This is a genomic window from Actinacidiphila rubida, assembly GCF_900110255.1.
GTDB lineage: Bacteria > Actinomycetota > Actinomycetes > Streptomycetales > Streptomycetaceae > Actinacidiphila > Actinacidiphila rubida.
Map to the genome: position 1 here is coordinate 77,901 of NZ_FODD01000003.1, position 23,627 is coordinate 101,527.

Here is a 23,627-nt window from a genome sequence, read left to right on the forward strand (position 1 = left end):
TGAGCACACCCCGCGCAGGCCGCGCCCCGGCCCTGACGAAGACCCTGTGACGGTCTGTCTACCGTCCGACAACGAGCAGGTGGATACGTGACGACTCCGATGCCCTCCGCCGCCGGCGAGCCGACTTTCGGTGGTCTCGGCGACCAGGTCTACAACCGACTGCTCGGCGAGCGGATCATCTTCCTCGGCCAGGCGGTCGATGACGAGATCGCGAACAAGATCACCGCGCAGCTGCTCCTCCTTGCCGCGGACCCCGACAAGGACATCTACCTCTACATCAACAGCCCGGGCGGCTCCGTGACCGCCGGCATGGCCATCTACGACACCATGCAGTTCATCAAGAACGACGTGGTGACCATCGCCATGGGCATGGCCGCGTCGATGGGCCAGTTCCTGCTCACCGCGGGCACCCCCGGCAAGCGCTTCGCGCTGCCGAACACCCGCATCCTGATGCACCAGCCCTCGGCGGGCCTGGGCGGCTCCGCGACGGACATCAAGATCCAGGCGGAGCAGCTGCTGCACACCAAGCGCCGGATGGCCGAGCTGATCGCGCAGCACTCCGGCCAGACCTTCGAGCAGATCACCAAGGACTCCGACCGCGACCGCTGGTTCTCCGCCGAGGAGGCGAAGGAGTACGGCCTGCTGGACGGCGTGATGCTCTCCGCCGCGCACGTCCCGGGCGGCGGCGGCACCGGAGCGGGCGGCCCGGCCGCCTGATGCCGGCCACCGTGACTCCGGCACCTCCGCAGCAGATCCTCTCCAAGCTCCTCATCACCAGGACGGTGGTCTGAACCCCATGAACTCCCTGAACTTCCCCGGCAGCGGTCTGTACGAGCGGCCCGACATGTCCAGGGCCGAGCGGCCCGGCGTGTTCGGCGCCGAGGCCCGCTACGTCATCCCGCGCTTCGTGGAGCGCACCTCGCAGGGCGTGCGCGAGTACGACCCGTACGCGAAGCTCTTCGAGGAGCGCGTGATCTTCCTCGGCGTGCAGATCGACGACGCCTCGGCCAACGACGTCATGGCGCAGCTGCTGTGCCTGGAGTCGATGGACCCCGACCGGGACATCTCCGTCTACATCAACAGCCCCGGCGGCTCCTTCACGGCGCTCACCGCGATCTACGACACGATGCAGTTCGTGAAGCCCGACATCCAGACCGTCTGCATGGGCCAGGCCGCCTCGGCCGCCGCCGTGCTGCTCGCGGCCGGCAGCCCCGGCAAGCGGATGGCGCTGCCGAACGCCCGGGTGCTGATCCACCAGCCCTACAGCGAGACCGGCCGCGGCCAGGTGTCCGACCTGGAGATCGCCGCGAACGAGATCATCCGGATGCGCCAGCAGCTGGAGGAGATGCTGGCCAAGCACTCCACCACGCCGATCGAGCAGATCCGCGACGACATCGAGCGTGACAAGATCCTCACCGCTGAGGAGTCGCTGGCCTACGGCCTGGTCGACCAGATCGTGTCCACGCGCAAGACGTCCGTCGGCGTCTGACGGACAGGCCGTGCCGACACCTCGGCACGACGGGCCCGCGGACGGGCTCGCGGACGGTTCGCCGCACCCGGTGTGAGCGGCCTCCCATGGACTCGCTGAGGCAGTACGTCCAAGGGGGGCCCACACCGGGGGCGCGGCAAGGTACCGTCGATGAGAGAAGCACCAGGCTCCGTTGAAGGTCGGCGGATCCCAGGCGAAGGGGAAAGACCTCGTGGCACGCATCGGTGACGGCGGAGACCTGCTGAAGTGCTCGTTCTGCGGAAAGAGCCAGAAGCAGGTGAAGAAGCTCATCGCAGGCCCCGGTGTGTACATCTGCGACGAGTGCATCGACCTCTGCAACGAGATCATCGAGGAGGAGCTCGCCGAGTCCTCCGAGGTGCGCTGGGAGGACCTGCCCAAGCCCCGGGAGATCTACGAGTTCCTCGAGGGCTACGTGGTGGGTCAGGAACCCGCGAAGAAGGCACTGTCCGTCGCGGTCTACAACCACTACAAGCGCGTCCAGGCCGGCGAGGCCGGCCGTCCCGGGCACGACGACGCGATCGAGCTCGCCAAGTCGAACATCCTGCTGCTCGGTCCGACCGGTTCCGGCAAGACCCTGCTCGCGCAGACGCTGGCGCGGATGCTCAACGTCCCGTTCGCCATCGCCGACGCCACCGCCCTCACCGAGGCCGGCTACGTCGGTGAGGACGTCGAGAACATCCTGCTGAAGCTGATCCAGGCGGCCGACTACGACGTCAAGAAGGCCGAGACCGGGATCATCTACATCGACGAGATCGACAAGGTCGCCCGCAAGAGCGAGAACCCGTCGATCACGCGCGACGTCTCCGGCGAGGGCGTGCAGCAGGCGCTGCTGAAGATCCTGGAGGGCACCACCGCCTCGGTGCCGCCGCAGGGCGGGCGCAAGCACCCGCACCAGGAGTTCATCCAGATCGACACGACGAACGTGCTGTTCATCGTGGGCGGCGCGTTCGCCGGGCTGGAGAAGATCATCGAGTCGAGGGCCGGCGCCAAGGGCATCGGCTTCGGTGCGACCATCCGCTCCAAGCGCGAGCTGGACATGGCCGACCAGTTCTCCGACATCATGCCCGAGGACCTGGTGAAGTTCGGCATGATCCCGGAGTTCATCGGCCGCCTCCCGGTGATCACCAGCGTGCACAACCTCGACCGCGAGGCGCTGCTGCAGATCCTCGTCGAGCCGCGCAACGCGCTGGTCAAGCAGTACCAGAAGCTCTTCGAACTCGACGGTGTGGAGCTGGAGTTCGAGCGCGGCGCGCTGGAGGCCATCGCCGACCAGGCGATCCTGCGGCAGACCGGCGCCCGCGGCCTGCGCGCCATCATGGAGGAGGTGCTGCAGTCGGTGATGTACGAGGTGCCGTCCCGCAAGGACGTCGCGCGCGTGGTCATCTCCGCGGACGTGGTGCACTCCAACGTCAACCCGACGCTGGTGCCGCGCGAGCCGCGCATCGTCGGCAAGGGCGAGCAGAAGAGCGCGTAGCGGCGGGACGCGCGCCCCGCGCCGCGTCCCACCCCGGCAACGAAGGGGCGCCCGGTCCGATCGGACCGGGCGCCCCTTCGCCGGTGCGTCCCCCGCGTCAGGACAGCGGCACCCGCACGTCCGCGCGGACCTTGGCGGTGAGGGCGGCCACGTCGGACACCGAGCTGGTGCCGCCGCTGCCGGTCACCATGGCGGCCATGTCGATCGGCACGACGTAGCCGACGGTGCTGTAGTCCGCCCACATGCAGATGCTGGTGGTGACGGACTTGCTGGAGGTGCCGTCGCTGAACTTGACCTGCTGGCACTCCATGACCGCGTCGTCGGCCCCGGCCGGGTGGACGGTCTGGGTGTCGCCGATGAGCTCCTGCTTGCTGCCGTCACTCGACGGCTTGTCCGTCTTGGACTTCGCCCGCGCGTCGGCGAACATGCCGTCGACGACCTTCTTCGGGTCCTTCACGGTGCCGTACACGCCGCTGAACTCCAGCAGCTTGCCGGTCAGTTGCGAGCCGCTGCTGTAGGCGGCGGTGACGTTCTGCGCGTTGGTGACGCCCAGCGCCTTCATCTTGTCGATGTCGCTGTTGTCGAAGCCGTCCGAGCCGGTGGAGTCGGGGCTCTTCTTGTACGAGGTGGCCACCGTGTCCGGCGTGATCAGCTTGTACTTCTTGCCGTCGTCCTTGAGCGCGGACCCGCCGCCGCTGCTCTTGAGCGCGAAGGCGGCGCCGGCGCCGACCACCACGAGCGCCACGACCACGCCGATGATCAGCCCGGTCTTCCTGCCACCGCCCTGCGGGGGAGCGGGCTGCTGCGGGTAGCCGTACCCGGGCGGCTGCTGGCCGTAGGGCGCCTGCGGGGGCACCTGGCCGTATCCCTGCTGCGGCGGCTGCTGCGGCTGTCCGTAGCCACCCTGCTGAGGCGGCTGCTGGGGGTAGCCGTACCCCGGCTGGGGCTGGCCGTACCCGCCCTGCTGCGGCGGCTGCTGGGGCTGGCCGTAGCCGCCCTGCTGAGGCTGAGGCTGCCCGTATCCACCCTGCTGCGGCTGACCGTAACCGCCGCCCTGGGGCTGCTGCCCGTACGGGTTCGGCGGCGGCTGGTTGTAGCTCATGGGATCGTCCCCTCCGTTAACGAGTCCGCTCATCCTCCCGGATGTCTGAGCCCTTCCTCACGTCGGGGGCGCAACTGGTTCGTAACAGCCGCGCCGGCCGCCGTAGAATCGCTGGCGTGACCGACAACACTCAGCGCCCCGACAGCGGGCACGACAGCACCCCCGAACTGCCGACCCAGTACACGCCGGCCGAGGTGGAGGGGGAGCTGTACGAGCGCTGGGTAGAACGGGGCTACTTCGAGGCCGACGCCAAGAGCGACAAGCCGCCGTACACCGTCGTGATCCCGCCGCCGAACGTCACGGGTTCACTCCATCTGGGGCATGCCTTCGAGCACACGCTGATCGACGCGCTCACCCGCCGCAAGCGGATGCAGGGCTTCGAGACGCTGTGGCAGCCCGGCATGGACCACGCGGGCATCGCCACCCAGAACGTCGTCGAGCGGGAGCTGGCCAAGGAGGGCAAGTCCCGTCACGACCTCGGCCGGGAGGCGTTCGTCGAGCGCGTCTGGCAGTGGAAGGGCGAGTCCGGCGGGCAGATCAGCGGCCAGATGCGCCGGCTGGGCGACGGCGTCGCCTGGTCCCGGGAGCGCTTCACGATGGACGAGGGCCTGTCCCAGGCCGTCCAGACCATCTTCAAGCGGCTCTACGACGACGAGTTGATCTACCGCGCCGAGCGGATCATCAACTGGTGCCCGCGCTGCCTGACCGCCATCTCCGACATCGAGGTCAATTACCAGGACGACGACGGCGAGCTGGTCTCCATCCGCTACGGCGAGGGCGACTCCTCGATCGTCGTGGCGACGACGCGCGCCGAGACGATGCTCGGTGACACCGCGGTCGCCGTCCACCCGGACGACGAGCGGTACCGGCACCTGGTGGGCACGGAGATCGAGCTGCCGCTGACCGGCCGCCGCATCCCGGTCGTCGCGGACGCGCACGTCGACCCGGAGTTCGGCACCGGCGCGGTCAAGGTGACGCCCGCGCACGACCCGAACGACTTCGAGATCGGCCAGCGCCACGACCTGCCGGCCATCGCGGTGATGGACGAGCACGCGGTGATCACCGTCCACGGCCCGTTCCTGGGACTCGACCGGATGGAGGCCCGGTCCGCGATCGTCGCCGCGCTGCGCGCCGAGGGCCGGATCGTCGCGGAGAAGCGGCCCTACGTCCACTCGGTCGGCCACTGCTCGCGGTGCAACACCACCATCGAGCCGCGGCTGTCGATGCAGTGGTGGGTCAAGGTCGCGCCGCTGGCGAAGGCCGCGGGCGACGCGGTCCGCGACGGCCGGGTCGCGATCCACCCGCAGGAGATGGAGAAGCGCTACTTCGACTGGGTCGACAACCTCCACGACTGGTGCATCTCGCGGCAGTTGTGGTGGGGCCACCGCATCCCGGTCTGGTACGGGCCGGCGGGCGAGGTCGTGTGCGTCGGTCCGGACGAGCAGCCGCCCTCCGGCGAGGGCTGGCACCAGGACACCGACGTCCTCGACACCTGGTTCTCCTCGGGCCTGTGGCCGTTCTCCACGCTCGGCTGGCCCGAACAGACCGAGAGCCTGGCGAAGTTCTACCCGAACTCCGTGCTGGTCACCGGCTACGACATCCTGTTCTTCTGGGTCGCCCGGATGATGATGTTCGGCCTGTACGCGATGGACGGCACCCCGCCGTTCCACACCATCGCCCTGCACGGCATGGTCCGCGACCAGTTCGGCAAGAAGATGTCGAAGTCCTTCGGCAACGCGGTCAACCCGCTGGACTGGATGGACAAGTACGGCTCCGACGCGCTGCGCTTCACCCTCGCGCGCGGCGCCAACCCGGGCGTCGACGTGCCGATCGGCGAGGACTGGGTCCAGGGCTCCCGCAACTTCGCCAACAAGCTGTGGAACGCCACCCGGTTCGCCCTGATGAACGGCGCGACGGTGCAGGGCCCGCTGCCGGCGCCCGAACGGATGTCGGCCACCGACCGGTGGATCCTGTCCCGCCTCAACACCGTCGTGGCCGAGGTCGACGCGTACTACGACGACTACCAGTTCGCCAAACTGTCCGACGCCCTCTTCCACTTCGCGTGGGACGAGGTCTTCGACTGGTACGTCGAGCTGTCCAAGACGACGTTCCAGGCGGGCGGCGAGGCGGCCGAGGTCAGCAAGCGGGTCCTCGGCGAGGTCGTTGACGTCACGCTGCGGCTGCTGCACCCGGTCATCCCGTTCGTCACCGAGACGCTGTGGACCGCGCTCACCGGCCGCGAGTCCGTCGTCATCGCCGAGTGGCCGCAGGACAGCGCCTTCCGGGACGCCGCGGCCGAGGCGGAGATCGCCGAGGTGCAGCGGGTCGTCACCGAGGTGCGGCGGTTCCGCTCCGACCAGGGCCTGCAGCCCGGCCAGCGGGTGCCGGCCCGGCTCACCCTGGCCGGCACGCTGCTCGCGCCGCACGAGGACGCGATCCGGCAGCTGCTGCGCCTGCAGCCGGAGGGCGAGGGCTTCCACGCCACCGCCACCCTGCCGGTCGCCGGCGCGATCGTGGCCCTCGACCTGTCCGGGACCATCGACGTGGCCGCCGAGCGCAAGCGGCTGACGAAGGACCTGGGCCTGGCCGAGAAGGAGAAGGCGGACACGACCGGGAAGCTCGGCAACGAGGCCTTCCTGGCGAAGGCGCCCGAGCCGGTCGTGGCCAAGATCCGCGCGCGGCTGTCGACCGCCGAGGCCGACATCGCCCGGATCACCGCGCAGCTCGGCGCGCTCCCCGAGGCGTGAGCGCGCCGCGCCCGGCCCGCGGGTCCACCACCCGCGGGCCGGGCGCGGGAGCACCCCACCCCGCTCCGTAGACTGGGCGGTGTGAGCACCCCTCCCGGCCACCAGCCGCACGACCCCGACGAGCCCGCGCGTTTCGACGTCACCGATGCCGGCGGCGTCACCGATGCCGACGACGTGAACGACGCCGACGACGAGACCGGCGAGCAGGGCCCGCGCGAGGCCGACATGGCCGTCATCGAGGCCGGCAGCCGCACGCTGCGCACCCAGGTGACCCCGCCCGCGCCGGAGGACGACGTCCCCGCCCGCCCGGCCGACCCCGAGGTCGACCGCGAGCTGCGCGCGGTGGAGGAGGAGCTGCTCGGCCGCTGGCCCGAGACCAAGCTCGACCCGTCGCTCGACCGGATGAACGCGCTGATGGACATCCTCGGCGAACCGCAGCGCTCCTACCCGTCGATCCACATCACCGGCACCAACGGCAAGACCAGCACGGCCCGGATGGTCGAGCGGCTGCTGCTGGCCTTCGAGCTGCGCACCGGCCGCTACACCAGCCCGCACGTGCAGTCCGTCACCGAGCGGATCAGCCTGGACGGCCGGCCGATCGCGCCGGAGAAGTTCATCGAGCAGTACCGCGACCTGACGCCGTACATCGGGATGGTCGACCAGTCGCAGCCGCACCGGATGTCGTTCTTCGAGGTGCTCACCGGCATGGCGTACGCGGCGTTCGCCGACGCGCCGGTGGACGTCGCCGTCGTCGAGGTCGGCATGGGCGGCTCCTGGGACGCCACCAACGTGGTGGACGGGCAGGTCGCCGTCGTCACCCCGATCGCGCTGGACCACACGGACCGGCTGGGGGAGACGCCCGGTGAGATCGCCGGGGAGAAGTCCGGCATCATCAAGCAGGGCGCCACCGCCATCCTCGCCCAGCAGCCCGCGGACGCCGCGCAGGTGCTGCTGAAGAAGGCCGTGGAGGTCGACGCCACGGTGGCCCGCGAGGGCATGGAGTTCGGGGTGCTGCACCGCGAGGTCGCCGTCGGCGGGCAGATGCTGACGCTGCGCGGGCTCGGCGGCGAGTACGAGCAGGTCTTCCTGCCGCTGCACGGCGAGCACCAGGCGCGCAACGCGGCGGTGGCGCTGGCCGCCGTCGAGGCGTTCTTCGGCATCGGCAGCATGCACCAGCGCACCCTCGACCTGGACACCGTCCGCGGCGCGTTCGCGACCGTGACCTCGCCGGGCCGGCTGGAGGTGGTGCGGCGCAGCCCGACCGTGGTGCTCGACGCCGCGCACAACCCGGCCGGCGCGCAGGTCACCGCGGCCGCGATCAGCGAGGTGTTCGGCTTCACCCACCTGGTGGGCGTGGTCGGCCCGAGCGGCGACAAGGACGTGCGCGGGCTGCTGGAGGCGTTCGAGCCGGTGTTCGCCGAGGTCGTGGTGACCCGCAACTCCACCTCCCGCGCCATGGACGTGGACGAACTGGCGGCGCTGGCCGTCGAGGTGTTCGGCGAGGACCGAGTGCAGGTCGAGACGCGGCTGGACGACGCGCTGGAGGCCGCCATCACCCTCGCCGAGGAGGAGGGCGAGTACGCCGGTGCCGGCGTCCTCGTCACCGGCTCGGTGATCACCGTGGGAGAGGCCCGGCTGCTGCTGGGCCGCGGGTGAACCTCTGATGAACCCGTGAACGGGATGCATGGCGCGAATGACGTGAATAGCGCGAATGACATGAATGGCGTGAATGAAGTGAAGGGGCCCTGGGCATGCGGACTCTGTGTTCGAGCACGCTGATCGGCGAGTTCTTCGTCATCGGCTTCGCCGGGCTGGTGGCGATGAAGCACCCCGACCTGTCGATGGGGCAGGTGTGGACGGTGTGCGGTGTCGCCATGGCCCTGTGCGTGCTGCTGTGCGGCGTGCTCACCCGGCCCGGCGCCCTCGCGGTGGGCTGGGCGCTGCAGATCGGGCTGATCGTCAGCGGCTTCGTGGTCGGTACGATGTTCGTCCTCGGAGCCGTCTTCGCGGGTCTGTGGTGGGCGTCGATCCACTACGGCCGCAAGGTCGACGAGATCCGGGCCCGCAACGCGGCGCACACCGCCTGAGCCGCGCCTTGTAGGCTCGTCGCACATTCTTTTGAGCATCAGGAGCCGCATCGTGACCCAGCGCACCCTCGTCCTTCTCAAGCCGGACGCCGTCCGCCGCGGCCTGATCGGCGAGATCCTCGGCCGCATCGAGCGGAAGGCGGGCTGGACGGTCAGCGCGCTCGAACTGCGCACGCTGGACCGCGGCACGCTGGAGCAGCACTACGCCGAGCACGTCGGACGCCCGTTCTACGAGCCGCTGATGGACTTCATGGCGTCAGGTCCCTCCGTCGCGCTGGTCGTCGAGGGCGAGCGGGTCATCGAGGGCGTGCGCGCGCTGGCCGGTCCGACCGACCCGATCGCCGCGGCACCCGGCTCCATTCGGGGGGATTTCGGCACCATCGTGCGCGAGAACCTCGTGCACGCCTCGGACTCCGCGGAGTCCGCCGAGCGCGAGATCAAGATCTTCTTCCCCACGCTGGCCTAACGCCGTTGCCCGGGACATGGTCCTCCGGGCAGCGGGAACGCGACAACCAGGGCTCCCGCGGGAACCCAACACACCGACACGGCGTCACCATTACTGAGGTCCGCTGTGTGTTCTGATGACAATGGCGTCGGAACCCCGACACCGCGCCCCCACTCGGCGCGACTACGATGGAACCTCCGCCCACGCTCGGGAAGGCCAGACGTATCCACATGGCGAACAACATGTCGTTCATCGGCCGTGACATGGCTGTCGACCTCGGGACCGCCAACACGCTGGTGTACGTCAGGGGCCGCGGGATCGTCCTGAACGAGCCGTCGGTCGTCGCGGTCAACACCAACACCGGCGGCATCCTCGCGGTGGGCGCCGAGGCCAAGAAGATGATCGGCCGCACGCCCGGCAACATCGTGGCGGTGCGTCCCCTGAAGGACGGCGTCATCGCCGACTTCGAGATCACCGAGCGGATGCTGCGGTACTTCATCCTGAAGATCCACCGCCGCCGTTACATGGTCCGCCCGCGCGTGGTGATCTGCGTGCCCTCGGGCATCACCGGCGTGGAGCGCCGTGCGGTGATCGAGGCCGCCACGCAGGCCGGCGCGCGTACCGTGCACATCATCGAGGAGCCGATGGCGGCCGCGATCGGTGCCGGGCTCCCGGTCCACGAGGCCACCGGCAACATGGTGGTGGACATCGGCGGCGGCACCACCGAGGTGGCGGTCATCAGCCTCGGCGGCATCGTCACCGCGCAGTCCATCCGGGTGGCCGGCGACGAACTGGACAACGCGATCATCCAGCACATCAAGAAGGAGTACAGCCTTCTGCTGGGCGAGCGCACCTCCGAGCAGATCAAGCTGACGATCGGGTCGGCCTTCGCCGCCAAGGGCGAGGAGGAGCACACCGAGATCCGCGGACGCGACCTCGTCAGCGGGCTCCCCAAGACCGTGGTGATCTCCGCAGCGGAGGTCCGCAAGGCCATCGAGGAACCCGTCAACGCGATCGTCGACGCGGTCAAGACCACGCTGGACAAGTGCCCGCCGGAGCTGTCCGGCGACATCATGGACCGCGGCATCGTCCTCGCCGGCGGCGGCGCGCTGCTGAGCGGTCTCGACGAGCGGCTGCGCCACGAGACGGGCATGCCGATCCACATCGCGGACACCCCGCTGGACTGCGTGGCGCTCGGCGCCGGCAAGTGCGTCGAGGAGTTCGAGGCGCTCCAGCAGGTCCTGGACGCGGCGCCCCGCAGGTGACCCTGCGAAACGCCGCGCCGAGGACCTGAAGTACCCCGCACAGTAGTTCCGACCGGCCGCGGCCCCGCAGCGGCGGCGGGTCCGATACGGAAGGCACGGACTGGCGCCCGTGAGGGACACAAAGGAGAGCCGGCTTCTGCTGGTGCTGCTGGTGGTGGTGGCGTTCGCGCTCATCACCATGGACATCCGCGGTGGTGAGAACTCACCGCTCGACGGGCCGCGGCAGGCCGCGCAGTCCGTCTTCGGCCCGGTCGAGAACACCGTCGCCAGCGCCGTCGACCCGGTGGGCAACGCCATAGACGCCGTGCGCGACTCCGGGAGCCGCAGCTCCACCATCGACCGGCTGGAGAAGGAGAACACGGCGCTCAAGCAGCAGCTCGGCTCCAAGGCCATCACCCGCAACCGGGCGGCGGAACTGGACCAGTTGCTGAAGACGGCGGGCGCCGGCCAGTACACCATCAAGGGTGCCCAGGTCATCGCCATAGGAGCGGCCCAGGGCTTCTCCTGGACCGTCACCATCGACGCCGGCAGCGACGACGGCATCACCCGCGACATGACCGTCATCAACGGTGACGGCCTGGTCGGCCGGGTGACGACCGCCGGTCCCTCCACGTCCACCGTGCTGCTCGCCAACGACCCGGACTTCACCGTCGGCACGCGGCTCGAGGGGTCGATGGAGCTGGGCTTCGCCTCCGGCCAGGGCGACCAGCCGATGCGCGTGCAGCTGCTCAACGGCAAGGCCGCCGTGCACAAGGGCGACCGCCTGGTGACCTTCGGGTCCGAGGCCGGCAAGCCGTTCGTGGCCGGCGTCCCGGTCGGGAGGATCAGCGGGATCGAGCCGTCCGGCGGCAACCTGACGAAGACCGTGCTGGTGCAGCCGTTCGTCGGCTTCACCCGGCTGGACATCGTCGGCGTGGTCGTCGTGGGCCCGCGCAGCGACCCGCGCGACAGCGTGCTGCCGCCCCGCCCCACCACGCCCGCCAAGCCCACCCCGGCCAAGCCGTCCGGCACCCCCAGCCCCGGCGGCACCCCGAGTCCGGGCGGCACGCCGAACCCCGGTGGCACGCCCACCGTCCCGGGCACGCCGACGTCCCCGGTGAACGGCGCCGGCGGCACCGCCCGCAACCCCACCCCGACGACCACCAGCGGGGGCTGACCACCCATGCGCCTCAACCGGATTCTGCTGCCCACCGTGCTGGTGGTGATCGCCATGGTGGTCCAGGTCAGCGTGCTGGCCCGGCTCCACCTCCCCGGCGCCGTCCCCGACCTGCTGCTGCTGACCGTGCTCGGCCTGGCCCTGGCCTACGGGCACGTCGGCGGCTGCCTCGTCGGCTTCTTCGCCGGACTGCTCGCCGACATCGCGCCGCCGGCCGACCACGCCGTGGGCCGCTACGCCCTGGTGCTGTCGGTGATCGGCTACGCGGCCGGCCTGGCCAAGCCCGAGTCGGGGCAGCTGCGCACCGCCGCCGGGCCGATGATGGTGGTGATCTGCGCCGCGATCGGCACGACGCTGCTGTACGCGGGCGTCGGCAGCCTCGTCGGCGACACCGCCGGCGCCCATGTGGGCCTGGGCAAGCTGGTGTTCACCGCCGCCGTCTACGACCTGCTGCTGGCACCGTTCATCGTGCCGCTGGTCATGGCGCTGGCCAGACACTTCGACCACGATCCACTGACCGAGGACTCCGCGGGCGGGTTCGGCGGCAGCCGCCCCCGGATGCGCTCGGGACGCTCCGGATACACCGGCGCGCGCGGCATGTTCAGCCGCTCCAGCCGGTCCGTGAAGGTCATCTCGCTCGCCAGGGGAGCCCGGAGGTGACCGGGCGGGTGAGCACGCGGGCGCAGGAGGCCGGCGGCAACGGCACCAGCAGCAGTAGGAGCAGGGAGCAGTAGTGAGCAACATCCCGGAGACCGGACGGACCACCCGCGTCACCATCCGGCTGGTGATCCTGCAGATCCTCGTCGTGTCCCTGCTGCTCACCCTGGGCGGCCGGCTGTGGTACCTCCAGATCCGCAACGGGCAGAGCTACGACCAGAAGGCCGCGAGCAACCACATCCAGCAGGTCGTCACCCCCGCCGTGCGCGGCGCGATCCTCGACGACCACGGTGTGCCGCTCGCCGACAACCAGACCCGCCTGGTGGTCTCGGCCAACCGCACCGACCTGCTCAAGCAGAGCGACGGCGGCACCTCGGTGCTCGGCCGGCTGGCCGGAGTGCTCGGCATGAAGGCGGCCGACGTCGCCGACAAGGTACGGCTGTGCGACTCGCAGACGCCCAAGCCCTGCTGGAACGGTTCGCCCTACCAGCCGATCCCGATCACCGACTCGGCCACCACCCAGCAGGCGCTGCAGATCATGGAGCGCCGCGAGGACTTCCCGGGCATCACCGCGGAGCCCACCGCGGTCCGCCGCTACCCGAGCCCGTCCAAGGCCAGCAGCGCGCAGGTGCTGGGCTACCTCGGCCCGGTCACCGACGCCGAGGTCGCGAAGTCGGAGAAGTCCGCGAACCCGCTGCTGCGCTCGGACCAGATCGGCCGCTCCGGCCTGGAGAGCGTCTACGACTCCGACCTGCGCGGCAAGGCGGGCGTGACCCGCTACGAGGTGGACAACCTCGGCCGCGTCATCGGCAAGGCCGGCGACACCCCCGCCCAGCCCGGCAGCGACCTGCTCACCAGCATCGACTCCCGCGTCCAGGCCGTCACCGAGCAGCAGCTCAACGACGCCATGGTCGCCGCCCGCAAGACCTTCGACACGGTCAGCGGCAAGAACTACAAGGCCGACTCCGGTGCCGCGGTCGTCATGGACAACCACACCGGCCGGATCATCGCCATGGCCAGCCTGCCGGACTACGACCCCAACGAGTGGGTCGGCGGCATCTCGGCCAAGGACTACGCCGCGCTGACGAACGTCAAGTCGGACTACCCGCTGCTCAACCGGGCCATCCAGGGCCAGTCCGCGCCCGGTTCGACGTTCAAGGTGGTCTCGACGTCCGCGGCGATCGCGGCCGGCTACGCCGAGGACGGCAACTACCCCTGCACCTCGTCGATGATGATCGGCAACCGCGAGTTCAAGAACTTCGAGAACGAGAGCTTCGGCGACATCTCGCTCGGCCGCGCCCTCGAGGTCTCCTGCGACACCGTCTTCTACGGCATCGCCTACCAGGAGTGGCAGAAGGACGGCGGCACCGCCCCGAAGCACCCCAAGGACTGGTTCTTCAAGACCGCCCACCAGTTCGGCCTCGGCGCCAAGACCGGCGTGGACCTGCCGGGCGAGGTCACCGGCCGGGTTCCGGACCGGCAGTGGAAGCAGGACTTCTGGGAGGCCAACAGGGCCGACTGGTGCGCCACCGCCAAGAAGCACAAGAACGACCACAACCCGCCGCTGGGCATCGCGATCGCCATCGAGAACTGCCCCGACGGCTACGTGGTGCGTGCCGGTGACTCCGTCAACTACGCGATCGGCCAGGGCGACACGCTCGTCACGCCGGTCCAGATGGCCCGGGTCTACGCGGCGCTCGCCAACGGCGGCACGCTCTACCAGCCGTCCATCGGCAAGGCCGTGATAAGTGCTGACGGCAAGACCGTCACCCCCATCAAGCCCGTCGTGGCCGGCAAGCTGCCGGACTCCAAGACCACGCTGAAGTACATCGACACGGCGCTGGCCGGCGTGGTCACCGAGGGCACCGCCGACTGGAAGTTCGGCGGCTGGCCGCAGAACAAGATCCCGCTGCACGCCAAGACCGGTACCGCCGAGGTCGAGGGCAAGCAGACCACGTCCTGGTTCGACACGTACACCAAGGACTACACGATCGTCATGACGATCTCCCAGGGCGGCACCGGCTCCGGCGGTTCGGGTGAGGCCGTGCGCCGCATCTACGAGGCGATGTACGGCATCAAGAAGGACAGCGCCCAGATCGACCCGAGCAAGGGCCTCATGCCCAAGCCGGTCGACGCGCTGCCGAAGATCTCCCCGGACGGCGGCGTCATCCAGAGCGCGCTGACGGCCCCGGCGCCCGACGTGTTCCTCAACCCCACCGGTCCGATGGCCGGCGGCGCCGCGGTGCCCGTCCTGGCCGCGCTGCCACCGACCCGCACCGACAAGCTGCTCTTCGGCAGGAAGTACCTGGCATGAGCGCCAACACCTTCGCCGTACGCCGGTTCAGCCCGGAGAAGTCCACCCTCGGCAAGATGTTCGCCCGCGACTCGGTCGTGCGGCGGATGGACTGGGTGCTGCTGCTGGCCACGGTGATGCTGTGCGGCATCGGCACGCTGCTGGTGTACTCCGCCACCCGCAACCGCACCAACCTCACCCACGGCGACCACTACTACTTCCTGATCCGGCACCTGATGAACGCCGGCATCGGGCTCGCGCTGGCCGCGGGCCTGATGGTCATAGGGCACCACCGGATGCGCAGCATCGTGCCGTTCTTCTACGTGCTGTCGATCCTCGGCATCCTGGCGGTGCTCAGCCCGCTCGGCTCGACCGTCAACGGCGCGCACTCGTGGATCGTGATCGGCGGCGGCTTCTCGCTGCAGCCCTCGGAGTTCGTCAAGGTCGCGATCATCATCGGCATGGCGATGGTGCTGTCCGCCCGGGTCGACGCGGGCGACCGCATCCATCCGGACAACCGCACGGTCCTGCAGGCGATCTCGCTGGCCGTGGTACCGATCCTGATCATCATGCTGATGCCGGACCTGGGCTCCATCATGGTGCTCGCCGCGATCATCCTCGGCGTGCTGCTCGCCTCCGGCTCCGACAACCGCTGGGTGTTCGGGCTGATCCTCGCCGGGGTCGCCGGCTCGCTGACGGTGTGGAAGCTCGGCATCCTCAGCAAGTACCAGGTCGACCGGTTCGCCGCGTTCGCGAACCCCGCGCTGGACCCCTCCGGCGTCGGCTACAACACCAGCCAGGCCCGGATCGCCATCGGCTCCGGCGGGCTGCTCGGCAAGGGCCTGTTCCACGGCAGCCAGACCACCGGGCAGTTCGTGCCCGAGCAGCAGACCGACTTCGTGTACTCCGTCGCCGGCGAGGAACTCGGCTTCGTCGGCGCGGCCTTCATCATCATCCTGATCGGCGTCATCCTGTGGCGGGCCTGCGCCATCGCCCGCAACGCCAGCGACCTGTACGGCACGATCGTGGCCGCCGGCGTGGTCGCCTGGTTCGCCTTCCAGTCCTTCGAGAACATCGGGATGACCCTGGGCATCATGCCGGTCGCCGGCATCCCCCTACCGTTCGTCTCGTACGGCGGGTCATCCATGTTCGCGAACTGCATGGCCATAGGGATGCTGCAGTCCGTACGCATGCAGCGCCCCATGTCGGCCTAGCCGCTCACCCGGCGCCGCGGGGCGGGGCCGGGGTGGGGCCGGGGTGGGGCATTGCCTCCGGCACGGGGACGCGGTTACCGTCCCAGGATGGGGAACCGTGCAGCGGAGACCGAACGGAAATACGAGTCGGCAGGCGGGGTGACGACCCCGCGGCCGGTCCTGGTGGGGCTGCCGGACGTCTCCGGGACCCGAGCGCTGGACCCCGTACGGCTCGACGCCGTGTACTACGACACCGCGGGCCTCGCCCTGGCCGCGCACCGCGTCACCCTGCGCCGCCGCACCGGCGGCGACGACGCCGGCTGGCACCTGAAGCTCCCCACCTCCCAGGCCGACACCCGCACCGAGGTGCGCCTCCCGCTCGGCGCCGGCGGCACGGCCGGAACGGGGAGCGGCGCCGGGAACGCCAGCGGGAGCGCGGACGACGGGCGGCCGCCGTCCGCCGCGGCCGCCGAGGACCCGCCGGGGGAGCTCCTCGCCGAGATCGCCGCCCTGACCCGGGGCCGCGCCCTGCACCCCGTGGTGCGGCTGCGCACCACCCGCCGCCGGGTGCTGCTGCTGGACCACGCCGACCGCACCCTCGCCGAGATCGCCTACGACAAGGTCACCGCGCGGACCCCGGACGCGGAGCCGACCACCTGGTCCGAGACCGAGGTCGAGCTGTACGAGGGGGACCCCGCCCTCCTCGACGCCGTCGAGGAGCGGCTGACCGACGCCGGACTGCACCGCTCCGCCAGCGGGTCCAAGCTCGCCCGCGCGCTCGGCGGCGGCGTCGCCGCCGCGGCGCCCGCCGCCCCCGACCTGCCGCCCACCGCAGGCGGTACCGCCACCGCGTACCTGCACGACCAGCTCACCGCGATCCTGGCGCTCGACCCGGCCGTGCGCCGCGCCGAGGAGGACGCCGTCCACCGGATGCGGGTCGCCACCCGCCGGGCCCGCAGCGCCCTCAAGAGCTTCCGCAAGGAGCTCGACCGGGCCGCCACGGACCCGGTCGGGGACGAGCTGAAGTGGCTGGCCGCGGTCCTGGGGACGGCACGCGACCGCGAGGTGCTCATCGCGCGCCTCACCCGCAGGCTCGACGAACTGGACCCGTCGCTCGTCACGGGGAAGCTGCGCAGCCGCCTGCTGGACGGCGACGGCGCGACCGGCGGCACTGACACCGGCACCGGCACGGGCACCAGCACCGGCACCGGCACCGCAGGCGGCAGCGGGCAGGCCGGGGATGCGCACGCCGCCGCCCCCGCCGAACTGGACGGCGCCCGCTACTTCGCGCTGCTCGACACCTTCGAGGCGCTGCTCGCCGCGCCCCCCTACACCGACGCCGCCGCGGCCCCCGCGGCCGCCGCCGCGCAGGCGACCGTCCGCCGCGACCACGCCCGGCTGCGGCGCGGCATCCACGCGGCGATGGCCCTGCCACCGGGCACGGACCGCGACACGGCGCTGCACGAGGCCCGCAAGGACGCCAAGCGCGCCCGCTACTCCTCCGAGGCGGCCCAGCCGGTCCTCGGCCGCCCGGCGGCCGTCCACACCTCGCGGATGAAGTCCGTCCAGCAGCTGCTCGGCGAGCACCAGGACAGCGTGATGTGCCGCACGGCCGTCGCCGGAGTGCGGTCCACGGCCGCGCGGGCCGGTGAGGACACCGCGCCGTACGACGCCGTCGACCGCAGGGAGCGCGAGATCGCCGCCGCCGTGGAGGCCGAGCTGCCCGCCGCCTGGCGGGACGCCGACCAGCCGGTGTGACGCGAGATCCGGGCCGTCCGCGCTCGGGTAACCTTGAGGGTCGTCCACCCCGTGGCCGCACCGCACGGGGTTTCCCCGCCCGCTGATGAAAGTCGCCGAGATGCCTGTCGAGTCGGTCTTCCCGCGCCTGGAAGCGCTTCTCCCGCACGTCCAGAAGCCCATCCAGTACGTCGGCGGAGAACTGAACTCCACCGTCAAGGACTGGGACTCCTCCGACGTGCGGTGGGCCCTGATGTACCCCGACGCCTACGAGGTCGGCCTGCCCAACCAGGGCGTCATGATCCTCTACGAGGTGCTCAACGAGCGCGAGGGCGTGCTGGCCGAGCGCACGTACAGCGTGTGGCCCGACCTGGAGGCCCTGATGCGCGAGCACGGGGTGCCCCAGTTCACCGTCGACGCCCACCGCCCGGTGCGCGCCTTCGACGTGTTCGGCCTGAGCTTCTCCACCGAGCTGGGCTACACCAACATGCTGACCGCGCTCGACCTCGCCGGCATCCCGCTGAACTCCGCGGACCGCACGGTGGACGACCCGGTCGTGCTGGCCGGCGGCCACGCGGCGTTCAACCCCGAGCCGATCGCCGACTTCATCGACGCCGCCGTCATCGGCGACGGCGAGCAGGCCGTGCTGGAGATCACCGACGTCGTCCGCGCCTGGAAGGCCGAGGGGCGGCCCGGCGGCCGGGACGAGCTGCTGCTGCGGCTGGCCCGCACCGGCGGCGTCTACGTGCCGCGCTTCTACGACGTGGAGTACCTGGCCGACGGCCGGATCTCCCGCGTGGTGCCCAACCGGTCGGGCGTGCCGTGGCGGGTGTCCAAGCACACCGTCATGGACCTCGACGAGTGGCCGTACCCCAAGCAGCCGCTGGTCCCGCTGGCCGAGACGGTGCACGAGCGCATGTCCGTGGAGATCTTCCGCGGCTGCACCCGCGGCTGCCGCTTCTGCCAGGCCGGCATGATCACCCGCCCCGTGCGCGAGCGCTCCATCACCGGCATCGGCGAGATGGTCGAGGCCGGGCTGAAAGCGACCGGTTTCGAGGAGGTCGGCCTGCTGTCGCTCTCCTCGGCGGACCACAGTGAGATCGCCGACGTCGCCAAGGGCCTCGCCGACCGCTACGAGGACGACAAGATCGGCCTGTCGCTGCCGTCGACCCGCGTCGACGCGTTCAACATCGACCTGGCCAACGAGCTGACCCGCAACGGCCGCCGGTCCGGCCTGACCTTCGCGCCCGAGGGCGGCTCCGAGCGGATCCGCAAGGTCATCAACAAGATGGTCTCCGAAGAGGACCTGATCCGGACCGTCGCGACCGCCTACGGCAACGGCTGGCGCCAGGTGAAGCTGTACTTCATGTGCGGCCTGCCGACGGAGACCGACGAGGACGTGCTGCAGATCGCGGAGATGGCCAAGAAGGTCATCCAGAAGGGCCGCGAGGTCACCGGGCAGAACGACATCCGCTGCACGGTGTCCATCGGCGGGTTCGTGCCCAAGCCGCACACCCCGTTCCAGTGGGCGCCGCAGCTCGGCGTCGAGGAGACTGACGCGCGCCTGGAGAAGCTGCGCGACGCCATCCGCGGCGACCGGAAGTACGGCCGCAACATCGGCTTCCGCTACCACGACGGCAAGCCCGGCATCATCGAGGGCCTGCTGTCCCGCGGCGACCGCCGGGTCGGCGCCGTCATCCGCGCCGTCTACGAGGACGGCGGCCGCTTCGACGGCTGGCGCGAGCACTTCTCCTACGACCGCTGGATGCGGGCCTGCGAGTCCGCGCTGCCCGCCTTCGGCCTGGACCTGTCCTGGTACACCACCCGCGAGCGCACCGTCGAGGAGGTCCTGCCCTGGGACCACCTGGACTCGGGCCTCGACAAGGACTGGCTGTGGGACGACTGGCAGGACGCCCTCGACGAGACCGAGGTCGAGGACTGCCGCTGGACCCCGTGCTTCGACTGCGGCGTCTGCCCGCAGCTCGACACGCACATCCAGATCGGCCCCACCGGCAAGAAGCTGCTGCCGCTGACGGTCGTCAACGCGGGCGCGGCCGACGCGGGCTGACGGGTCCGGTCCGGGGGAGCGGGCCCTGGCGCCGTCGCGGGACGGTCACGCGCGCTGCGCGAACACCACGTCCCGGGCCCGGCCCATCGCGGTCGCGACCGCGCCCAGCAGCACCGCGTCCTCGCCGAGCGCGCTGGCCGCGACCTTGGGGCGCAGCGGCGTGAGGCGGCGCAGGGTGTCGCGGACGGTCTGCAGCAGCAGGTCGGCGCTGTGGCCCACGCCGCCGCCCAGCACGACCAGTTCGGGATCGAGGACGGCGGCGACCGCGGAGACGGTGTGGGCGAGCCGCTCGCCCTCCTGGCGGACCGCGCCGACGGCGGCCGCCTCCCCGGCGCGGGCCGCCTCGAAGACGGACTTGGCGGTCAGGGTGCCGGTCATGCCCAGGGCGCGGGCCGTGCGCACGACCGCCTCGGCGGAGACCGCGTCCTCCAGGGTGTCGGGCGCGCGGTCGTTCCACGGCAGGAAGCCGATCTCGCCGGCGGCCCCGCTCGCGCCGGTGAACGGCCGTCCGTCGGCGACGATGCCCATGCCCAGGCCGGTGCCGATCATCACGTAGACGAACAGCCGGCTGCCCGCGCCGACCCCGAAGGCGTGCTCGCCGACCGCGGCGAGGTTGGCGTCGTTGTGCACCGCCAGCGGGACCCCCAACTCCTCCCGCATCCGGTCGAAGAGGCCGGCGCGCCCCCAGCCGGGCAGGTGCAGGGCGTAGCGCACGCGGCGGACCGCGGGGTCGTAGACGCCGGGCGTCCCGACGACGGCGTGGACGACGTCGGCCGGCACGACGTCGGAGCCGGCGACCACCTGGTGCGCGGTGGCCACCACGAGGTCGGCCATGGCGCCCGAGGTGCGGGCCCGGTTGCGGACGTCCTTGCGGGCCACGACCGTGCCGTCGAGGTCGGCGAGCGCGACCCGCAGCCAGGCGCGGCCGATGTCGATGCCGAGCGCGTACCCGGCCGACGGGTCGGGCGCGTAGAGCACGGCGGCGCGGCCGCGCTCCGGGGTGTGGTGGCCGGCCTCGCGGACCAGGCCGGCGGCCTCGAGCGAGGCGAGCGCGCTGGAGACGGTCGGCTTGGACAGGCCGGTCTCGCGGGCCAGTTGGGCGCGGGAGGCGGGGGTGGCGCGCAGCCGCTCCAGCAGCATCCGTTCGTTGGAACTGCGCAGTCGCTGCTGGTTCCAGGGCTGGTCGACCCCGCTCTCACTGCTGGTCATATCGGCATTCTCACGCACTCGTCCCCTGAAGTTGCCCGGACCCCTTGACGCTCTTAGTAAGGGAACTTAACTTAAGCACGCCCGCCGCCCAGGGAGTAGGGCCGTCTCCGCCACGTTTCCCGCGTCCGCCGTGTCCATCGCTGCCACCAGTCCCGCCCGTCCACACCCCGCCAGGGAGCCCCCATGTCCGGAAGCCCCCCGCCAGCAGGCGGATTCGTCCGCAGAATCGGCCTGTTCCAGGCCGCCGCCATCAACATGAGCCAGATGTGCGGCATCGGGCCGTTCGTCACCATCCCGCTCATGGTCGCCGCGTTCGGCGGCCCGCAGGCCATCCTCGGGTTCGTCGCGGGCGCCGTGCTCGCTCTCGCCGACGGCCTGATATGGGCCGAGCTCGGCGCCTCCATGCCCGGTTCCGGCGGCTCCTACGTCTACCTGCGCCAGGCGTTCCAGTACCGCAGCGGGAAGCTGATGCCGTTCCTGTTCGTCTGGACGGCGATGCTCTTCATCCCGCTGATCATGTCCACCGGCGTGGTCGGCTTCGTGCAGTACCTGGGCTATCTGGCGCCGCACATGGGCAGGACCACCGGCGACCTGGTGGGCCTGGCGATGATCGCCGTGGTCATCGGCCTGCTGTGGCGGGGCATCGAGCACATCGCGCGGATCACCGCCGTGATGTGGGTGGTGATGATCGTCTCCGTGCTGCTGGTGATCATCGCCTCGGCCACGCACTTCTCCGGGCACATGGCGTTCACCTACCCCGCGCACGCCTTCGCCCTGAACACCAGCCACTTCTGGACCGGGTTCGCCGCCGGTCTGACCATCGGCATCTACGACTACCTGGGGTACAACACCACCGCGTACATGGGCGCGGAGATCAAGACCCCCGGCCGCGTGCTGCCGCGTTCCATCATCTTCTCCATCCTCGGCATCATGGCGATCTACCTGCTGCTGCAGATCGGCACGCTGGGCGTCATCGACTGGCACCGGATGACCGACCCGCAGGACATCGCCTCCACCTCCGTGGCGTCCGCGGTGCTGGAGAAGACCTGGGGCAAGGGCGCGGCCGACACCGTCACCGTGCTCATCCTCATCACCGCGTTCGCGTCGGTCTTCACCGGTCTGCTCGGCGGCTCCCGGGTGCCCTACGACGCCGCGCGCGAGCGGGTGTTCTTCCGGCCCTACGCCAAGCTGCACCAGCGGCACCGCTTCCCGATGTGGGGCCTGGCCACCATGGGCGTCATCACCGCGGGCGGCTTCCTGATCGGCCGCCACACCGACCTGGCGACCCTCATCCAGCTGCTCACCACCGTGATGGTCATCGTCCAGGCGCTCGCCCAGATCGTCGCCCTCACCGTGCTGCGGTCCCGGCAGCCGGGCCTGCGCCGCCCCTACCGGATGTGGCTGTACCCGGTGCCGAGCATCGTCGCGCTCGTCGGATGGCTCGTCATCTACGGCTACGCGGACAAGAACTCGCCCGGACGCCACCCCATCGAGTGGTCGCTGGCGTGGGTGGCGCTGGGGCTCGTCGCCTTCGCGCTGTGGTCCCGCTACGAGAAGGTGTGGCCGTTCGGCCCCAAGGAGATCAGCGAGGAGTACCTGGAGGGCGCCGACCCCGACGCCGACCCGAACGCCGACGCGGAGCCGGCGCCGGTCCCCGCGTGACGCCCGCCTGACGGCGCTCCCGCGCCCCGCGCCTCCCCCCTGTCCGCCCGCGCGGAACCTCGCAGGCGGACGCGCGCACCCGCCGCCCGGCGGCCCCGGTGACAAACCGGTGGCCGCCGGGGGGTCGGCACGACCACACTGGGGCGATGCCGCAGCTGACCGCTCCCGACGTCCGGCTCCACTCCTCGTTCCTCGCCGCCATGGACGAGTTCGGCGCGGAGGGGCGCGGCGGCCCGGACGACACCTCCACGCTCGGCCGCGACATGCGCGACTGGTCCGCGGCCTGGCACACCCCCGACGGCTTCGCGCGCTTCACCGCCGCGCTCCACACGGAGGGCGACCCCGGCGCGCCGCTCCTGCCCGGCCGGGTGCACTCCACCACCCTGTGGTGGGCGGACGGCGACACCTTCCTCGCACGGATCGTCATCCGGCACGACCTCACCGACTTCCTCCTCAACTACGGCGGCCACATCGGCTACGACGTGCGCGCCTCGGTCCGCCGCCGCGGGCACGCCACCGCGATGCTGCGCGCCGCGCTGCCCCGCGCCGCCGACCTCGGCATCGAGCACGCGCTGATCACCTGCCTCACCACGAACACCGCCTCGCGCAAGGTGATCGAGGCCTGCGGCGGCGTCTTCGAGGACGAACGCGGCGGCCAGCTCCGCTTCTGGGTCCCCACCTCCGCGTAGGCGCCACGCGCGCCGTCCGCACGCCCGCGTCGCCGCCGGAGGCGGGGCCCCGGCCGGCCCGCACGTGGCGCGGTGCCCGGTGCGCGGCCCGGCACCGTCCGGGAAACCCGTCGCATGCGGCGCGACCCGCCCCGCGCACGCACCACGCGTCGGGGGTTGTCCACAGGGGGTGACGGGGCGGCGCGGGGAGCGGTCGGCGCGGCGTAACCTTGGAGGTGCGGTACGGAAGTCGTGCCGCACGCGTACGCAGCGCGCACCCGCGCGCATCCGGACACACACGAGGGACTGAACGACTCTGGGCAAGCGACAGCCCGAAGGCCCGCCGCCCGCACC

General features: G+C 71.1%; 18 protein-coding genes. 16 read left to right on the forward strand and 2 right to left on the reverse strand.

What is annotated here, in order from left to right; all coding sequences use genetic code 11:
• The first annotated feature begins 99 nt into the window (after positions 1-99).
• The 3 genes from BMW99_RS03450 to clpX all read left to right on the forward strand — a co-directional run bounded on the left by BMW99_RS03450 (position 100) and on the right by clpX (position 2,984).
• Positions 100-717: an ATP-dependent Clp protease proteolytic subunit gene (locus BMW99_RS03450; RefSeq protein WP_069465532.1), complete on the forward strand. Its 618-nt coding sequence runs from the start codon at positions 100-102 to the stop codon at positions 715-717.
• Positions 718-796: 79 nt separating this feature from the next.
• On the forward strand, positions 797-1,489 hold the full coding sequence (locus BMW99_RS03455) for an ATP-dependent Clp protease proteolytic subunit (protein ID WP_069465533.1): 693 nt from the start codon (positions 797-799) through the stop codon (positions 1,487-1,489).
• A 211-nt stretch (positions 1,490-1,700) separates the two neighbouring features.
• Positions 1,701-2,984 carry an ATP-dependent Clp protease ATP-binding subunit ClpX gene (gene clpX, locus BMW99_RS03460; RefSeq protein WP_069465534.1) on the forward strand — a complete coding sequence of 428 codons (1,284 nt, stop codon included), beginning with the start codon at positions 1,701-1,703 and terminating at the stop codon, positions 2,982-2,984.
• A 97-nt stretch (positions 2,985-3,081) separates the two neighbouring features.
• On the opposite strand, the gene BMW99_RS03465 is transcribed toward clpX, so the two are convergent.
• Complete coding sequence (locus tag BMW99_RS03465; protein ID WP_069465535.1) at positions 3,082-4,086, reverse strand: hypothetical protein; 1,005 nt, start codon at positions 4,084-4,086, stop codon at positions 3,082-3,084.
• Positions 4,087-4,202: 116 nt separating this feature from the next.
• Between BMW99_RS03465 and BMW99_RS03470 the strand changes: the two genes are divergently transcribed.
• From BMW99_RS03470 to BMW99_RS03520, 11 genes are all read left to right on the forward strand, one after another.
• Positions 4,203-6,833 (forward strand): valine--tRNA ligase, encoded by a 2,631-nt coding sequence (locus BMW99_RS03470; protein WP_069465536.1) that lies wholly within the window; start codon positions 4,203-4,205, stop codon positions 6,831-6,833.
• 174 nt (positions 6,834-7,007) lie between these two features.
• Positions 7,008-8,489 (forward strand): bifunctional tetrahydrofolate synthase/dihydrofolate synthase, encoded by a 1,482-nt coding sequence (folC, locus tag BMW99_RS03475; protein ID WP_069465539.1) that lies wholly within the window; start codon positions 7,008-7,010, stop codon positions 8,487-8,489.
• A gap of 95 nt (positions 8,490-8,584) precedes the next feature.
• The gene (locus tag BMW99_RS03480) at positions 8,585-8,920 is read left to right on the forward strand and encodes a DUF4233 domain-containing protein (RefSeq protein WP_069465537.1); all 336 of its coding nucleotides are present in this window, start codon (positions 8,585-8,587) and stop codon (positions 8,918-8,920) included.
• Positions 8,921-8,972: 52 nt separating this feature from the next.
• Positions 8,973-9,386, forward strand: a complete 414-nt coding sequence (ndk, locus tag BMW99_RS03485) for a nucleoside-diphosphate kinase (protein WP_069465538.1) — start codon at positions 8,973-8,975, stop codon at positions 9,384-9,386.
• A 221-nt stretch (positions 9,387-9,607) separates the two neighbouring features.
• Positions 9,608-10,630 (forward strand): rod shape-determining protein, encoded by a 1,023-nt coding sequence (locus BMW99_RS03490; protein WP_069465540.1) that lies wholly within the window; start codon positions 9,608-9,610, stop codon positions 10,628-10,630.
• A 109-nt stretch (positions 10,631-10,739) separates the two neighbouring features.
• Entirely contained in the window at positions 10,740-11,786 is a 1,047-nt protein-coding gene (gene mreC, locus BMW99_RS03495) for a rod shape-determining protein MreC (RefSeq protein WP_075016199.1), read from the forward strand.
• A gap of 6 nt (positions 11,787-11,792) precedes the next feature.
• On the forward strand, positions 11,793-12,446 hold the full coding sequence (mreD, locus tag BMW99_RS03500) for a rod shape-determining protein MreD (protein WP_075016200.1): 654 nt from the start codon (positions 11,793-11,795) through the stop codon (positions 12,444-12,446).
• Positions 12,447-12,519: 73 nt separating this feature from the next.
• Complete coding sequence (mrdA, locus tag BMW99_RS03505) at positions 12,520-14,757, forward strand: penicillin-binding protein 2 (RefSeq protein WP_069466711.1); 2,238 nt, start codon at positions 12,520-12,522, stop codon at positions 14,755-14,757.
• Positions 14,754-15,950 (forward strand): rod shape-determining protein RodA, encoded by a 1,197-nt coding sequence (gene rodA, locus BMW99_RS03510; RefSeq protein WP_075016201.1) that lies wholly within the window; start codon positions 14,754-14,756, stop codon positions 15,948-15,950. The genes mrdA and rodA overlap by 4 nt, the downstream gene beginning before the upstream one ends.
• Before the next feature lie 87 nt (positions 15,951-16,037).
• Entirely contained in the window at positions 16,038-17,687 is a 1,650-nt protein-coding gene (locus BMW99_RS03515) for a CYTH and CHAD domain-containing protein (RefSeq protein ID WP_075016202.1), read from the forward strand.
• 100 nt (positions 17,688-17,787) lie between these two features.
• Positions 17,788-19,734, forward strand: a complete 1,947-nt coding sequence (locus BMW99_RS03520) for a TIGR03960 family B12-binding radical SAM protein (protein ID WP_069466871.1) — start codon at positions 17,788-17,790, stop codon at positions 19,732-19,734.
• Positions 19,735-19,779: 45 nt separating this feature from the next.
• Here the strand turns inward: BMW99_RS03520 and BMW99_RS03525 are convergent, their stop codons facing one another.
• Entirely contained in the window at positions 19,780-20,943 is a 1,164-nt protein-coding gene (locus BMW99_RS03525) for an ROK family transcriptional regulator (protein ID WP_069466872.1), read from the reverse strand.
• 183 nt (positions 20,944-21,126) lie between these two features.
• On the opposite strand from BMW99_RS03525, the gene BMW99_RS03530 reads away from it, so the two are divergent.
• Positions 21,127-22,605 (forward strand): APC family permease, encoded by a 1,479-nt coding sequence (locus BMW99_RS03530; RefSeq protein ID WP_075016203.1) that lies wholly within the window; start codon positions 21,127-21,129, stop codon positions 22,603-22,605.
• A gap of 146 nt (positions 22,606-22,751) precedes the next feature.
• The gene (locus tag BMW99_RS03535; RefSeq protein WP_075016204.1) at positions 22,752-23,294 is read left to right on the forward strand and encodes a GNAT family N-acetyltransferase; all 543 of its coding nucleotides are present in this window, start codon (positions 22,752-22,754) and stop codon (positions 23,292-23,294) included.
• Positions 23,295-23,627 lie beyond the last annotated feature (333 nt).

Coding starts and splice junctions, on each gene's coding strand:
- BMW99_RS03450 (WP_069465532.1), top strand. CDS start 100: ATGCCCTCCGCCGCCGGCGAGCCGACTTTCGGTGGTCTCGGCGACCAG.
- BMW99_RS03455 (WP_069465533.1), top strand. CDS start 797: ATGAACTCCCTGAACTTCCCCGGCAGCGGTCTGTACGAGCGGCCCGAC.
- BMW99_RS03465 (WP_069465535.1), bottom strand. CDS start 4,086: ATGAGCTACAACCAGCCGCCGCCGAACCCGTACGGGCAGCAGCCCCAG.
- BMW99_RS03480 (WP_069465537.1), top strand. CDS start 8,585: ATGCGGACTCTGTGTTCGAGCACGCTGATCGGCGAGTTCTTCGTCATC.
- BMW99_RS03490 (WP_069465540.1), top strand. CDS start 9,608: ATGTCGTTCATCGGCCGTGACATGGCTGTCGACCTCGGGACCGCCAAC.
- mreD (WP_075016200.1), top strand. CDS start 11,793: ATGCGCCTCAACCGGATTCTGCTGCCCACCGTGCTGGTGGTGATCGCC.
- rodA (WP_075016201.1), top strand. CDS start 14,754: ATGAGCGCCAACACCTTCGCCGTACGCCGGTTCAGCCCGGAGAAGTCC.
- BMW99_RS03515 (WP_075016202.1), top strand. CDS start 16,038: ATGGGGAACCGTGCAGCGGAGACCGAACGGAAATACGAGTCGGCAGGC.
- BMW99_RS03520 (WP_069466871.1), top strand. CDS start 17,788: ATGCCTGTCGAGTCGGTCTTCCCGCGCCTGGAAGCGCTTCTCCCGCAC.
- BMW99_RS03525 (WP_069466872.1), bottom strand. CDS start 20,943: ATGACCAGCAGTGAGAGCGGGGTCGACCAGCCCTGGAACCAGCAGCGA.
- BMW99_RS03530 (WP_075016203.1), top strand. CDS start 21,127: ATGTCCGGAAGCCCCCCGCCAGCAGGCGGATTCGTCCGCAGAATCGGC.
- BMW99_RS03535 (WP_075016204.1), top strand. CDS start 22,752: ATGCCGCAGCTGACCGCTCCCGACGTCCGGCTCCACTCCTCGTTCCTC.